This is a genomic window from Streptococcus infantis (assembly GCF_047460875.1).
GTDB classification, from domain to species: domain Bacteria; phylum Bacillota; class Bacilli; order Lactobacillales; family Streptococcaceae; genus Streptococcus; species Streptococcus infantis_AA.
The window spans coordinates 14,700-30,182 of record NZ_JASHFI010000009.1 but is presented as its reverse complement, the minus strand read 5'-3'; the positions used below and the strand labels follow the sequence as shown (position 1 = coordinate 30,182).

Below are 15,483 nucleotides of genomic sequence, written 5' to 3'. Positions count from 1 at the left end.
AAGATTGATTCTCTTTTCTAAGATTAAATTATCAGAATTTTTCATTCAACTATACCAGTATACTCTCCCAGGAAAGCGAATGCAATTTATTTGACTGAAAATTGAAAACAAGACCATTTTCAGATCTTGTTTCAACTAAATATTCGATGAAGAAAAGTTAACAAAAATGGCAAGGTTGCTACAATATTATTAATCACATGGACTGCATAGCCAGGATAGATACTCTTGGTATAACGAGTTAATCCAGCACAACATACTCCAAATGTCGAAAAAACAAGAATATCTAGGAAATTTGGAAAGCTAGAAAAGTGAGGAAGAGCAAACAAAACCGAAGGAAGAATCAGGTCAAGTCCAAGCTTCGAATCTTTAAAGAAGGCGTGTTGGAACAAACCCCTATAGATCAACTCTTCCATCAGAGGACCTAGGAAAAATAAAGTCAGGTAGAGACCCAATTCGGCAAAATTTGTCTCACTATAGCCGATTAGTACAGCCCAGCCTTCAGAGGTTGACTGTACATGTCTTGCCGTTTGAAAATTAAAAGATATGTAAAGTACAGTTACGAAAACCGTCAAAACTGTATACCATAGCCATTTTTTCTTTGGAATAACGAAAAGGTAGCCATGTCCTGCCTTGGCTAAAATCCAAATCATGAGGCCAATAAAGACAAGACTGATAAGATTTCGAATCCAGAAAAAATTCCCAATCTGAGAAGAAAATTGCCAATAGTTTTGGACCTTAAGTGTTAGCTGAGAAAGCCCATATACGAAAAATAAGTAGGATAAGATTGCACTGATTTTAAAGAGTAGATGGTATTTTTTCATATGTCTGTGTCCAACGTTATATGTAAGAGTAAATATCTGATTTTAAATACAGATAATTATATGCAAATACTGTAAAAAGAATCACCACCCCGTCTGGAAATATCCAGACAAGGCAGTGATCGCATCTTTTAGGAATGAATACACGAAATCAATTGTTCTTGAGATTATTTGTTTTTCAAGAATTCGTCGTATTGTTTTTGCATTTCATCCAATACTTTTTGGTAAGCACCTTCAGATTTAAGTTTTTCCATCAATTCTGGAATAGCTTTTTCTGGGTCTACAGTACCAGTGTTGATAGCTGTATCGAATTGTTGCATAGTGTTAGTGATAGCTGAGATTTCAGATTTCACGTTGTCAGTGTTGAAGATGAATCCAAGCGCTGGAGATTCTTTAGCAGTTTCCAAGTCTTTCTTAGATTGTGCGATTTGCTCATCTGTAACGTTTTCATTGATGTAAAGGATCCAGTTGTTACCAGTGTTCCATCCTGACATGTGAGTGTTTCCTTTGTATCCGTCAAGGACTTTAACACGGTTTTCTTTACCTGCTACTTTTTCCCAGTTCTTGCCTTCTGGACCGTAAACAAGGCCGTTCAAGAGTTCTGGGTTAGTGTTCAAGAGGTTCAACACTTCCATTGCTTTTTCTTTGTTCTTAGAGTTGTTTGAAATTACAAAGTTTGCAACTTGAGTTGTTTGGTTTTTCTTGATGAAGTTAGTAAATGGTTTGATTTGGATGTCTCTGTTAGCAACACGAGAAAGCAAGCTGCTACCGTAGTCAGCTGGTCCTACTGTCTCTTCGCGAACAAACCAAGTATCTTGAGTAAGGTCATATGAAGTATCGCTAGTTGCTACGTCTTTTGGAATGTATCCTGCTTCATAGAATTTGTGAAGAGTCTTCAAGTGTTCTACGAAACGAGGAACTTCGTAACGGTTAACGATCTTAGTAGTATCGCCTTCAAGGTCGATGACGAATGGAAGTCCGTTTGCAACTGGGTAGTCAAAGTTTTCTGATGGGATAAAGTTTTTACCAACAGCGAATGGCATTACATCTGGAGCTTTTTCTTTGATTTGTTTCAATACTGGTTCAAGTGTTTCGTATGAAGTTACACCTGAGATATCGATTCCATATTTTTCAAGAAGTGGGCCGTTGAAGGCGAAGTTTTGTGAAGACGCAACATTAGCCGCAACTGGAACTGAATAGATTTTACCGTTTACAGTGTTACCTTTGATGTAAGCTGGGTCAAGTGCTTTATAAAGGTCAGCTCCTTCTTTCTTGTACAATTCTGTCAAGTCAGCATAAGCACCTTTTTGAGCGTTTACTACGTAGTTATCTGCGAATGCGATATCGTAGTTTTCACCTGATGAAGTGATAACTGACATTTTCTTACCGTAATCACCCCAACCAAGGTATTGGATATCCAATTTAGCACCAACTTTTTCTCCGATGATTTTGTTTGCATTTTCTAGCAATTCATCCAAGTTATCTGGTTTGTCACCGATTTGGTACATTTTGATAACAGTCTTGTCACCTGAAGCTGAATCAGCAGCTTTTTGGTTATTTCCTTTAAGGTTTCCACAAGCAGCAAGGCTAGCAGCTAAAGCGACAAGGCTAGCAGATGCAAAAGCATATTTTTTCCAGTTTTTCATTATAAAAACTCCTTTTTTTATTTTTAAAGTTATTAACAAGTTGAAATTGTTGATTTTCCTTAACTAGAAAAATCAGGGCTAGGGGAGAAACAAGGTTTCTCAAATTTCCTTATTCTTTAACACCACCGATGGTCAAACCTTTTACAAAGTAGCGTTGGAAGAATGGATAGAGAATCGCGATAGGCAGGGTTGCAACTACAACCATGGCCATACGACCTGTTTCCTTTGGTAAGGCAACTGCAAGTTGTCCTGACATACCAACTGACTTGGCAATGTAATCCATGTTGTTTTGGATTTGCATGAGCAAATATTGCAATGGATACAAGTTATCACTCTTTATGTAAAGAAGGGCGTTAAACCAGTCATTCCAGAATCCAAGCGCTGTCAATAGTGTAATCGTTGCGATACCTGGTAGTGAGAGCGGCAAGCAGATTTGGAAGAAGATACGAGCTTCACTAGCTCCATCGATACGAGCTGATTCGAGGATTGCTTCTGGGATGGTCTTCTTGAAGAAGGAACGCATCAACATGATGTTGAATGGTGAGAGAAGCATCGGAACGATCAAGGCCCAAATGGTATCACCAAGGTGAAGCAATTGAGTCACTACGATATAGCCTGGTACCAAACCAGCATTGAACAACATACTGAGAAGAGCGAAGATTGTAAAGAATTTGCGATACTTAAATGTTGAACGTGAGATGGCGTAGGCGTAAGTTGTCGTGATAAAGACGTTTGTCAATGTCCCAACTACTGTTACAAATACTGAAACAAAGAGCGCTTGTAAAATCTTATCTTTGAACTGAGTCAAAAACTCAAAACCATCTAATCCAAATTGTGATGGGAAGAAGCTATATCCATGTTGAATGATACTCTTCTCATTTGTAATTGAGATAATGATAACAAAGATGAAAGGCAAGATACAAGAGAAGGCTAGCAAACCAGATATGATACTAAAGAAGATATCTGCTTTCTTGCTGAAGGAGTGTATGCCAACATTATCAATTTTTGCTTTTTGAACTTTTTTTGCCATATGCTCCTCCTTTCTAGAATAGGGCTGAGTTAGGATCTACACGTCGTGCTAGTAAGTTTGATAGGATAACCAAAATCAAACCAACGACTGACTGGTAGAGACCTGCTGCTGAAGCCATACCGATATCTGCTGTCTGAGTCAAACCGTTAAAGACATAGACGTCCAATACGTTTGTTACACTATAGAGCTGACCAGCATTGTGAGGGATTTGGTAGAAGAGACCGAAGTCTGCACGGAAGATGTTTCCGACTGCAAGGATGGTCAATACTGTCACAAGTGGTGTTAACTGAGGGATGGTTACGTTGCGGATACGTTGCCATTTGCTAGCACCGTCCACTGTTGCTGCTTCGTAGTAGGTTGGATCAATACCCATGATTGTTGCATAGTACATAACACTACTGTATCCAAAGCCTTTCCAAATACCTAGGAAGAGGAGAAGATAAGGCCAGATACTGATGTCAGCGTAGAAGTTAATCCCCTTCATACCAAGAGCTTCCAAGGCGTGGTTGATGACCCCTTTATCAATGTTTAGGAAAGCATCTGTAAAGAAACTGATGATAACCCAAGATAAGAAGTAAGGGAACAACATAGATGTTTGGTAGATTTTAACCATTTGCTTAGAGCGAAGTTCACTAAGGATAATGGCAATACCAACCGACACGATCAAACCGATAAAGATGAAGCCAAGGTTGTAAAGGACAGTATTTCGAGTGATAATAAAGGCATCTTTTGAACTAAACAAGAACTTGAAGTTGTCTAGTCCCACCCATTTACTATTCATAATACTGTGGACAAACCCTTCGCCAGTCATTCGGTAATCTTTGAAGGCAACCACATTTCCAAATACCGGGATGTAGAAGAATAAGATCAACCAAAGTGTCCCTGGTAGAACCATTAAGAGAAAAATCCAGTTATCTCTCAAGGTTTTTGAAAACTTGTTCATAATTTCCTCCCTTTTTATTTTTCTAAAACTTGATAATCTCACAATTTTTAGACTTGATAACGTTTACAAAAATAGTATACTCTTATTTTAAGGATAGTTTAAACTATTAATTATAGAAAAAACTCCACAAATTATTTTATGTGGAGAACTTTTTTATATAAGAAGGATGTTTCACGAGAAACGTCTTGCTTGCAAGAGGTATTGCCCAACTTTGTTACTTGAAAACTTGTTCTAATATCGGTTGGTGAAATTCAACAAAATGAACCTGGGCATTTATAATAGCACCTGCTTCGTTTTTATAAATCTCTGGTTGCCCCTCAGTATGTAAAATAGTAGGGCGACCATCCTTGTAGCCAAAGAGAATCACTTCTGTCCCTGCTTCATTCACATAACAAGCCAAGATTTCAAATCGTTTTTCTCCAAGACCAGCAGTATAGCCATGCCATTTAAAAGTATAATTCTCTCCATCGACTTGCCCAAATTGCATAATCTGATCTGGGACTGCAAGCCCATAATAACGACCATATGTTGCTAGGTTAGTCGACTTAAATTTTTCACCTTTACTATCTGAGTAAGATTCCATGGCTACTTTTATCTTGTCTGTTAGAGCACTACTGTCTGTGTCTGACTCATTCTCTGTAGTTACGCCCGTTTTTAAGAGAAATTCCTTAAAACCTTGCGCTAAATCTGTGTTTTCAGTCTCTTCAAAATTCGCAGCACTGATAGTTTCTAGTGCCTTATCAGCATACAAAACCTGCGCTTGCCCATCCTTGAGTGTAAATAGGTAGAAATGTCTGGCTTGATCGTCATAGTAGGCATCCAAAACCAAGTAATCATAGGCATTGTCACTGGACACCCCGAAAATATTCCATCGGACTCTTTTCTGAGAGACAGTTGTTGTTTCTATTTTTTTGATGAGTTCATTTTTTTCATCAAACTTTATATGCTCCAGTCTATGATAGGACTGCCCCATAGAAGAAGCCCAGCTTGCAAACTCTTCCTGCCACTTTTCGGTATTGTATTGGATTAGCTTCTGAAAATCCGAGTAATTCTTCATAATCAAGGCTTGGTCAGTCGGATTAGATAACTGGAGTTTTTCCATGGCTACAAGAGTAGCAGCCATAGGTGATTGAACAGTTGCGTCCTTGACTTCTTTTTCGTGCGAAAGAGCCTTCTGATAGGAATCCGCTAGGTAGTGAAAATAGTTGGTTACTTCCTTGGTTTGTTGCTCCATCGATGTTGAAGGACTAGTTACGCTATCTTCTGTCGCCTTGTGGCAAGCAGATAAAACTAGCACACTCGCACCTAGGACTAGTAGTAGTTTTTTCATGGTCAAACCTCCAAACTATCCTTATAGTCAATGAAAATCAAAGAGCAAACTAGGAAGCGAGCCGCAGGCTGTACTTGAGTACGGCAAGGCGAAGCTGACGTGGTTTGAATTTGATTTTAGAAGAGTATTATACCTTCATTATACTCCTTCCCAACCTCCAAATCAAAAAACATCTCCATTTATTTAAAAGGAGATGTTTGGCTATCTGTGATAAATTTCTAGGTCGTATAAATAGTTGAAACTGTCGCGATGGTATGCCACTGGTTAGCTGTTGTAGCTGCGAAGTCCTTATCTGCGTAGAAGTCAGTAAATGGCAGAATCTCTACTTCCAGCTCGTCGATGCGGTCAAGCTGGCCAGCCAGATAAGCCTCGATACGGCTTTCTGCTCGCTTGATCCGCTGCAAGAGTCCACCCATACGGATATCGACCGTATCCAAACCAAAGACTTTGTTTTCTTTCAGCCATTGGTGGCTAAAGAGCTTGTGGAAGTTTTCAATCTGGCTTCTTAATTTTGGCAATTCTTCTCTAGCAATTTGTTTCAAGCTTTCTTTATCACCTGCTTGATAGGCTTGACGAATGCGTCGTCCCACATCAACTTTGCCACTTAAAATAGCATTCAACTGGGCCTGGGTCTCAAAGAGATAATTATAGATGCCTGCTCTTTCTTTAATGTCAGAAAGAGTCTCAGCTGCCTGGGCAAAGTGAGGCTTATCCTGTTCAGGAGTCATGTGCTTATCAAGAATTGGGCAAAGAACATCCTGATAAAAAGTATAGCGGTTGGGATTGATACCACTGAGATTATCTGGTAGATCTGGTAAGAGGTTGGCAAGGTCAAGCTGCATAAAGTCCTCAACAGATAGACCTGTATTGGTCTTGAAGTGAGCAGATAAACGCTCTAAATCATTTCGATAGCTGAGTTCTGCCCAGATTTGTAGACTTGGCAGAATAGAGAACTGAGCTGTTTCACCACCATTATCTCCCCAACCAGTCACGATGACTTCCTTGATCTGATTGGCACGGCAGGCTTTGTTAGCTTCGACAGCGATGAGACGACTGAAATGGTTGTGTGGCGTAAAACCGATCCACTTCCAAGCACCACCTGCAAAGGCAATATCCTGGCTAATCTTGTGGTGGTTACCGAAGTTACGGTTGTATTTTTCTTCGCTATCCTGATAATAATCCCAGTAAATCAAGGTCACACGGTCTTTGAGACGGTCAAGATAAACACGAGTTTCTTCTGGAATTTCGACATCACGGTCGTACTGGCCATCTGCTGACATGAGTTTGAAGAACATATCGCTCCACATCTGGCAGTGGAAACCATACTTGTCTGCAATATCCAGCACGCGCTCCAAATGTTGACACATGAGGAGGCTACGGTCCACAACACCGTTTAAGATGAGATAGCGTCCCAAACCAACCAAGTGGGCTTCGTCCATGCCGATATTGACCTTGCGTGTTTGTAGTTTAGACAAAGTCGCAAACATGCCGTCGATTAGGTCGTAAACTTTTTCTTCGCCGATGAGGAGAATGTCCTCTACATCACGAAGTTGCTGGACTTCTTTGACACCCCATTTAACGAAGGCTGATAAGTGAGCCAAGGTCTGGATACATGGTACAAAGGTCATACCAAACTGCTGGGCGTAAGCTTCGATTTCCTGTAATTCTTCAGCTGAATAAGCCCCGCGGAAATAGCCAAAATAAGGTTGCCCTTCAATCTGATAAGTGTCTTCCATGTAGAGCTCAAAGGTTGAATAACCCATGAGAGCTAAGACTTCAATCATCTGCTTGGCAGATGCAACATTTAGAACCGCATTACGGGAACAATCCGCCATGTAGGCTAAATCTTCATAAGCCGCTTGCTCCTCAATCTCTACCTTATCACCTTCTTCTAAAGCTGTTGCGAGAACGGACAAGGCGCGATAGAGTTGGTAAGGTTTGCGATAAGTCAATTGATATTCTCCGCCCTCACCCTTGATAGAGATGGAAGCTTGGTCAGACTGAGCGACTGCCACTTCTACATCTGGTAGAGAAATGTGCTTTTGAAGTAAGTCTATAGCTTGCTGTTGTTTACTGCTAATTCCGGTAAAATTTACCATTGGTTTTCCTCCTGTAACCAGTTGACAAGGGCACCGTAGAGATTGGCATCTGCCTGATAGGTGCAAGCTTGGATCACTGGCGCAATTGTATACTCTTCATATCTTTCCACAAAGACGTCTACCGCTTTTTGCACCCCTTTGATAAAATCTGGGTTCTGACTGATAGAGCCACCTAGGCTGATGACATCTGGGTCGATCAGGTATTGAATATTGAGGAGCCCTTGAGCTAGATTACGATTCATACGCTCAATGGCTTCTTGGCAAAGGGCATTGCCTGCTGAAGCCTCTTGATAAACCTTTCGGCCATCCCAGTCTAACTGACCGGATTTTTCAATCACATAACGAACCATGTTTCCTGTAGAAGCTAGTTGTGACCAGTTATTGAGTTTTTCTGCTGGTTCGATAGTTGTCATGTAACCAAACTCTCCACCCAAGCCATGGCGACCACGGTGAATTTTGCCATTGATAATCATGGCCCCGCCAATCCCTGTGCCAATGACAACACAGGCTGCATTTTCAATCTCAGGATGAGCTAGCAGTTCACTAAGTCCAACACAGTTGGCATCATTTTCTAAATGAACAGGTAGCTGGTGATGAGCAAGGGTCTCATACCATGAAAAACCATGGATATAAGGAATGGCACTAATCCCCTCAATCACACCTGTTTCTTGATTGACCGCTCCTGGAACACTCATAGCAATCCCACGATAGTCCTGTTCTGACAAGCGTTGGTCCAACCAAGCCAATAAATCTTCTAGAGTTTCTGGAGTTGGGGTGCTGGTCTTATCTAAAATCTTTCCATCAGGAGTTAGACTAGCAAACTTAATGCCAGTCCCTCCGATATCAATTGTTGCAATGGTCATTGCTTTCACCTGCAAAAAGGAGCGAATCAGCAGTTGGTTCTTACTTTTTCGCTCCTCCTTTCTGTTTATGTTTACTTTTTGAAATTAAATTTCTTCTTTTTGAATGAGTTCTGTACGAATTTCCTGTGGTGCCAATAGTCCTGAATGGACTGGGTATGGGCGTTCCAACAAGTCAAGAATGGTTTGTTGTTTTTCAGACACACGGATATTTTCTTGACTCATGTTGTAGTAACGAAGGACATAACCTTCTTCATTCTCAGCCACCTTAAAGGCTGTTGGGCAGACTTGTGGCAAACTGAGCGCCGGATGGTTAAAGAGGCTGCCCGTTGCTGCAACGCTACCCTCTTGTTTTGCAACTTGAAGAGCTGTAAATGGCACCTGGAAGGCTTTGGCACGACGGAAAGCTGAGAAGCGTTCCCCTGCTTGGTGACATTCTACTGCAAACTCAACTTCGATAGCTCGCAAGCACTGAGCTTCCGGCGTTGGGAAGTAACCCCAGTCACCAAGTTCGCCTGAAGCACGGAGAAGGGTTACAGCCATGGTGTCGTCTCCAAGGATTTCGTATTCGTGCAACCCTTTATTGGATACTGTCACTCCTTTAACATCATCATACAAGCTGACAAAGGCTTGTTGGTGTTGTGGATTCTCAGGATTTTCCCAAGAAGCTGCCGGTTTATTTGGTCTTGTCACAACTTCATAGATGCTTTCAGAATCATTACTTGGGCGTGTGTTATGAGTTTTGACCAAGAGACGAATGCGGTGGTCTTTGGCTGTATTGGTAAAGCGAGTCTTGAAGCGAATCTGTGGATTGTCCACAAAGACAGTCATTTCTGTTTCAAGAGGAATGGTTGTCAACTCTTCTGAACGACCTGCGTCTCGTTTCATGAACTCGATGATTCCTCTTTGTTCAGCATCCAATTTTTCATCTGCACTGACTGGAATAGTCAAGTCGTGTTTGAGCAAGACCTTAGCATAGCGAGCATTGTTTTCTAGAACTTCATAACCTTTCAGTTGAGCAAAGATCGGCTCTGTCCCTTTTGGTTGGAAGTAAATGTACTCGTTACCGATATCACCACGATCCTCGAATTGGATGAAATCTTCGTAAGCTTCGTTTGTAGTCTTGTCATAGACTGTGATTCCTTCATCTACACTCACAGTTACGAATGGTGTATCAATGACTCCATTTTGGTAAATACCATCACGGTATTCTACTTGACCTTCGACCAATTGGAAGCTTGCCCAAGAAAGCGGAGCAAGGTGGACTGGGATTGTCACGCGCACTTGACGTGCAATATAGGGTTGGCGGAATTTATCCTTAGGCAAGGTATAGCCAAAACTTGCTCCCAAGTCTTCAATATTGGCTTCAATGACATGACCATCCAAATCTTCAACGTGATAATCTGGCAAGGTCACAGCTGCCATCTTCTTGTAACCTTCAGTTGGATGCAATTCTTTGAAATCACAAGTAACAACATCCACTACAACACTAACTATATCAATCTTGTCATGTAATCCAGTGTTGATAACCGTAAAGAGGTGGTCACTTTGCGCTTCCTGAGTTGCTATTTTGTGTTTCCATTCATTGAGAAGGTTTGTTTTGACAAAGTTCCCAACTTGGTTGACCTTGGCAAATCGAGTTTCCATTTCACGGTGGACTTCGTCAATACTACATCCACAGATGCTATCGTGTGGTGCATTTTGCAAGAGCACTTTCCAAGCATAAGTTAATTGATCCTTGTGGTTATGTCCACCAGTGAGAATGGTCAATGGTTCCACGACCTGCTCTAATAGGTTGCTATTTTCTTGGAAGGCTTGTTTGAGGTAAATACGGGATGAAGAGGTGTTAGCAAGAGTGTACCAACCATCTGTTTCTTGGCTAGTCAACTCACCTGTAACCGTTGATAGATGTTCAGGAAGTGCACTTTCCACTGCTTGCACATATTCGTCAAAGGAGCTATGAATAAAGGTCACATCAGGGAAAAGTTCATTGGCCACACGAATAGCTTCACTCAAGTTTCGTTGAACTGGTTGGTGGTCGCAACCGTTCATCATCAACCATTGGTTGGTCGATGCATAGTCACGAACGTCTGCTAGTTTTTGTTTCCAGAAAGTCAAAGCCTCGTCTTTATCCACTGGAATTTCATTCCCGTTACTGTACCAGTTAGCAAAGAGAATACCAAGCACACGGCTACCGTCTGCCCCTTGCCAGTACATTTCAGAAAATTGAGAGGTGAATTGCTCATCTTCGAGGACTTGGTTGTCAAATCCGATTGGTTTAACACCACGACCAAAGGCTGCTACGTGAATACCTGATTTTTGAAGGATTTGAGGTGCTTGCCCCATATTTCCAAAGGTATCTGGAAAGTAACCAATTTGAGTTGATTTGCCCCATTTGGCACATTCAGCCTGACCAATCAAGGTATTGCGGACATTGGCTTCACTGGAGATCAAATAATCATCCTGTAAGATGTAGAATGGTCCAATCTTGAGCTTGCCTTCGTCGATATAGCGCTGCACCTTGTCGCGGTTTTCAGGGCGAATTTCTAAATAGTCATCAAGGACAATGGTTTGTCCATCCAAGTGGAAACTCTTGAATTCAGGGTCATTTTCAAAAAGATCAAAAAGATTGTCAAAGAGTTCCACCAACTGCATACGGTGACTTTCAAACGGTAAATACCACTCACGATCCCAGTGGCTGTGAGAGATGATATGTACAACAACATTTTCCATGAGTAAAACCTCATTCTAACTTAAATTTAAAATTATATTTTGATTCTTTACAAGAATCTGTCGAGCGAAAGCTCATTAGCGAATATCCAAGTAATCCAAGACTAATTCGCAGAACATCATGTTGGCCCATGAGAACCATTCGCGTGAGTAAAGTGTTGGATCGTCTACGTGGAAACTTTCGTGCATGACACCTGTTCCACCATCACAGGCAACGAGCTGGTCCAGCAAGAATTTCTTCTCTGCCTTATCCGTAGTTGTCAATCCTTGGATAGATAGAGCAATCGGCCAGATATAGCGGTAGAAGGTATGAGAACTTCCGAGCCCACTTGCGTACTCTCCTTCATAGAAGTAGGGATTTTCAGGGCTGAGAATGGTGCGACGAGTTGCTTGATAGACTTCATCGTTAACATCACAGTAACCAAGATATGGAGCAGCCAACAAACTTGGTACGTTAGGGTCGTCCATGATGCTAGCATTTCCCAAACCATCTACCTCAAAGGCATAAATCTTTTCACCTTTGCTGTTTGTGGTGTAGGCGTAGTTTTCAATTCCTTCTTGAATCTCAGTCTGCAGGCGTTTGGCATCTGCAATGATACTCTCGCTATCAGCTAGGTCTAGTTCTGCAAAAATTTCTTGAACATAACCCAAAACAACCACTGCAAACATATTTGAAGGAATCAAGTAGCTATACTGACAGCAGTCATCGCTTGGACGGAAGGCTGACCAGGTCATCCCTGTCACGGCAAAGTCAGGACCAAAGCCGTCATTTACCAAGGTATCTTCCTTACGATCGGTATCACGAACAAAGCGATAAGGTGAGTTATTGTGATCTTGCTCCACTGTCCAAAGATGAAGGATTTCCTTAGTCGCTGTAACAAAGGTTTCATCAAATTGGCTAGTTTCACCTGTTTCTTTCCACAGAAGATAAGCCAACTGCAAGGGATAGCAAAGTGAGTCTACTTCATACTTGCGCTCCCAAATCCAGCCATTCAAATCGGTGTGGTCGGTCTCGTGGTGCCCCTTCCAGTTCTCCTCAATATTGAAAGAGTTGGCATAGGGATCCTTGAGGATCAAGGTCATCTGACGTTTAACCAAGCCAGCAATGGTTTGGCGCAAACGTGGGTCTCTTTTTGCCACATGAAGGTATGGTCTAAGCTGAGCAGTTGAATCACGGAGCCACATAGCTGGGATATCCCCAGTTAGTACAAAAGTTGAGCCGTCTTCTAAAATTTCAACTGTATTGTCTAAAGTGTCTGTGTAGCAACGTTCAAAGACATCCACCCATTCCGGATGATCCTTGGCACGGTCCGCTACCTCATCTAGCCACTCTCTGACAATTTCTTTTGAATAAACCATAAACTATTTTGCCTCTTTCAAACAAGATTCATTTTCAGTATATAGCTTTTAGCCCAGAAAATATATACACAAATGTTAGTCATTATTCTACAAAATTGTTATATTTGAAAGTCATTTTCTAAAAGTATCCTTTTTCTGATATAATGTAGAAAACTACTGAAGGAACTGCTATGAAACCTATACTTGAAACTATCGACACCCGATTTGGAACAGGCAGTAAACATGCATTTTCACGAGGAAACACCCTACCTTACACAGGGGTTCCTTTTGGGATGGATTACTTTGTTCCACAAACTAGCGACCAGGAAGGTTCTTGGTTTTTTGATCCCCATCTTCCTATCTTTCAGGGTATTCGACTAACCCACCAACCTAGCCCTTGGATTGGCGATTACTCCTGGCTCTTGCTGACACCAATTACAGGAGAAATCAGCGGCGACACCCTCTTCCATCGTCAGTCTTCTTATAACCTTGATCGTGCTATTTTCAATCCTCATTTTCTAAAGATTTTTTCTGAGCGTTACCAGATTGAAACGCAACTAAGTCCTACTTGCTATGGAGCTTCTATTCAACTAAGACAGATACAAGGAAAAGCCCTCTCCCTCTATCTTCACGCAGCAGATGAACTGACAGTTGAACAAGTCGATAACCGAACTATGACCTTGAGACAAGAAGGTGAAACCGAAACCAATAAAAGCCCTCTCGTCATGTATACTGCTCTCGCATCCTCTAAGGATATTCTATCTATCAAGCAAGAGGGACAGGACTTGCGTATTGATTTCGCTGGAGCAGAAGATCAGGTTCAACTAGCAACTTCCTTTATTTCCAAAGAACAGGCCCTCTTTAATCTTCCTAAACAGGATTTTGAAGAAACAAAACAAGACGCCAAGACAAATTGGGAAAATCTTCTAGGTCGCTTTGATGTCGTGGAAACTGGTCCAGTAGACCGAACATTTTTTGATCACTGTCTTTATAGACTTTTTCTTTTCCCACAAACCTTCTATGAGGTAAATGAGCAAGGCGAAATCATCCATATAGACCTAGCTTCAGGTACTATCAAACCTGGTCTACTCTTCACCAACAATGGTTTTTGGGATACTTTCCGCACTTCATTCCCACTCTTTGCCTTGATTATTCCAGAGCACTATCGTCAGTTTCTCGAAGGCTTCCTCAATAGCTACCGTGACACCGGATACCTCCCTAAGTGGCTGGCTCCTGACGAACGAGGCATGATGCCTGGTACTTTGATTGATGGTCTTATTGCAGATAGTGCTTGTAAAGATATGGCGCCTGATCTTGAAGAAGAATTTCTCAAAGCTATGCTTGAAACTGCGACCAAGGATGACCCAAAAGCTGTCAACGGGCGACACGGTCTGGCCCAATACCAAGAGCTAGGCTACCTATCCACAGACTATCATGAAAGTGTCAGCCACACGCTAGACTATGCCTACAGTGATTTTTGCATCTCTACTTGCGCAGCAAAATTAGGTCAAAAAGAGCTGGCACAAACCTATGCCCACTATTCTAAAAACTATCAGAATCTATTTGATCCTGAGACAGGATATATGAGGGCGCGTGATGTAGATGGCAACTTCCGTCCTGACTTTTCTCCTTATAGTTGGGGCCGTGATTATGCTGAGTGTTCAGCCATACAAGCCAGTCTCGGTGTCTTACACGATATTTCTGGACTTAGTCAACTAATGGGTGGAAAAGAAGCCTTTAGCAACTATCTCTTAAAAGTTTGTCAAAGTCTCCCACTCTTTGAAACGACGGGTTATGGATATGAAATTCACGAGATGAGCGAAATGGCAACAGCGCCATTTGGTCAACTAGCCATTTCCAACCAACCAAGTTTCCACATCCCTTATCTGTTCCGCTACAGTAGTTATCCCCAATATACCAGTCTCTTAATCAAGACCCTTCGTCAAAAAGCCTTTCGAGCTGGCTGGGATGCTTATCCAGGCGATGAGGATAATGGTAGTCTATCGGCTTGGTATGTATGGTCTGCTCTCGGACTTTACCCAACCTGCCCAGGAAAAGCAAGTTATGACCTTGGAATTCCACTCTTTGACCACCTTCGTGTCTACTTGGCAGAAAAAAATCAGTGGTTGGATGTTCGTACTCAACAAAATCATGAACACTTCCACTTTGTTCAAGACTGTCAACTAGACGGAAAGGAAGTTCAAAGTATTCGTCACAAGAATTTACTAAATGCTCAATCTCTCGACTTTACCCTCGGATGGCTACCGAAGCATTAATAACCTAACCCCTTTGCCCAGCGCAAAGGGGTCTTCTTATCCATATAAAGTTATCCACAACTTGTGGATAACTTTCAAATTTTCTTCGGAAATTATTTTCAAGTTTTTCCAAAGTACCTTTCCAATCCAAGTCTCTATAATTTACAATTAGAATCTTGTTGGAATCCTTGTCCTATATGGCTTTATAACAGGCTCCCCTCTCTTGTGATTCCTACATTTCATCTCTTCTTCTCATATCATAACTATAAAGAGACAGTTGTTGTTGACTCCTTGAGTTATCCACACATTGTGGATAATCCTTTATCAACTTTCCAATCCTAGTGCTTATCTGTTAGCTGGCTTTTACAATTTTTATAGTAAATTTTAAATTTTGTTAGGCGCTTTCAAAAAAACATGATATACTTAAATTATCA

The 15,483-nt window shown here is 41.5% G+C and carries 10 protein-coding genes; 1 reads left to right on the top strand and 9 read right to left on the bottom strand.

The genetic code is table 11. The features are described from left to right. Positions 1 to 131: 131 nt before the first annotated feature. From QM887_RS06780 to QM887_RS06740, 9 genes are all read right to left on the bottom strand, one after another. Positions 132 to 821, bottom strand: a complete 690-nt coding sequence (locus QM887_RS06780) for a lysostaphin resistance A-like protein (protein WP_414271084.1) — start codon at positions 819 to 821, stop codon at positions 132 to 134. A gap of 164 nt (positions 822 to 985) precedes the next feature. Beyond that, entirely contained in the window at positions 986 to 2,464 is a 1,479-nt protein-coding gene (locus tag QM887_RS06775; RefSeq protein WP_414271083.1) for an ABC transporter substrate-binding protein, read from the bottom strand. 109 nt (positions 2,465 to 2,573) lie between these two features. Next, the gene (locus QM887_RS06770; protein ID WP_414271082.1) at positions 2,574 to 3,494 is read right to left on the bottom strand and encodes a carbohydrate ABC transporter permease; all 921 of its coding nucleotides are present in this window, start codon (positions 3,492 to 3,494) and stop codon (positions 2,574 to 2,576) included. 13 nt (positions 3,495 to 3,507) lie between these two features. Then, entirely contained in the window at positions 3,508 to 4,437 is a 930-nt protein-coding gene (locus QM887_RS06765) for an ABC transporter permease (protein ID WP_414271081.1), read from the bottom strand. A gap of 214 nt (positions 4,438 to 4,651) precedes the next feature. Then, a complete protein-coding gene (locus tag QM887_RS06760; protein ID WP_414271080.1) occupies positions 4,652 to 5,767 on the bottom strand; it encodes a DUF4767 domain-containing protein in 1,116 nt (371 codons plus the stop codon). A gap of 218 nt (positions 5,768 to 5,985) precedes the next feature. Beyond that, positions 5,986 to 7,866, bottom strand: coding sequence for a beta-N-acetylhexosaminidase (locus tag QM887_RS06755; RefSeq protein ID WP_414271079.1), 1,881 nt, complete (start codon positions 7,864 to 7,866; stop codon positions 5,986 to 5,988). After that, complete coding sequence (locus QM887_RS06750) at positions 7,860 to 8,729, bottom strand: ROK family protein (RefSeq protein ID WP_414271078.1); 870 nt, start codon at positions 8,727 to 8,729, stop codon at positions 7,860 to 7,862. The genes QM887_RS06755 and QM887_RS06750 overlap by 7 nt, the downstream gene beginning before the upstream one ends. Before the next feature lie 84 nt (positions 8,730 to 8,813). Next, positions 8,814 to 11,459 (bottom strand): alpha-mannosidase, encoded by a 2,646-nt coding sequence (locus tag QM887_RS06745; protein WP_414271077.1) that lies wholly within the window; start codon positions 11,457 to 11,459, stop codon positions 8,814 to 8,816. A 75-nt stretch (positions 11,460 to 11,534) separates the two neighbouring features. Further along, the gene (locus QM887_RS06740; RefSeq protein WP_414271076.1) at positions 11,535 to 12,815 is read right to left on the bottom strand and encodes a glycoside hydrolase family 125 protein; all 1,281 of its coding nucleotides are present in this window, start codon (positions 12,813 to 12,815) and stop codon (positions 11,535 to 11,537) included. A gap of 170 nt (positions 12,816 to 12,985) precedes the next feature. Between QM887_RS06740 and QM887_RS06735 the strand changes: the two genes are divergently transcribed. Continuing rightward, positions 12,986 to 15,070: a GH92 family glycosyl hydrolase gene (locus QM887_RS06735; RefSeq protein WP_414271075.1), complete on the top strand. Its 2,085-nt coding sequence runs from the start codon at positions 12,986 to 12,988 to the stop codon at positions 15,068 to 15,070. Positions 15,071 to 15,483: the final 413 nt, after the last annotated feature.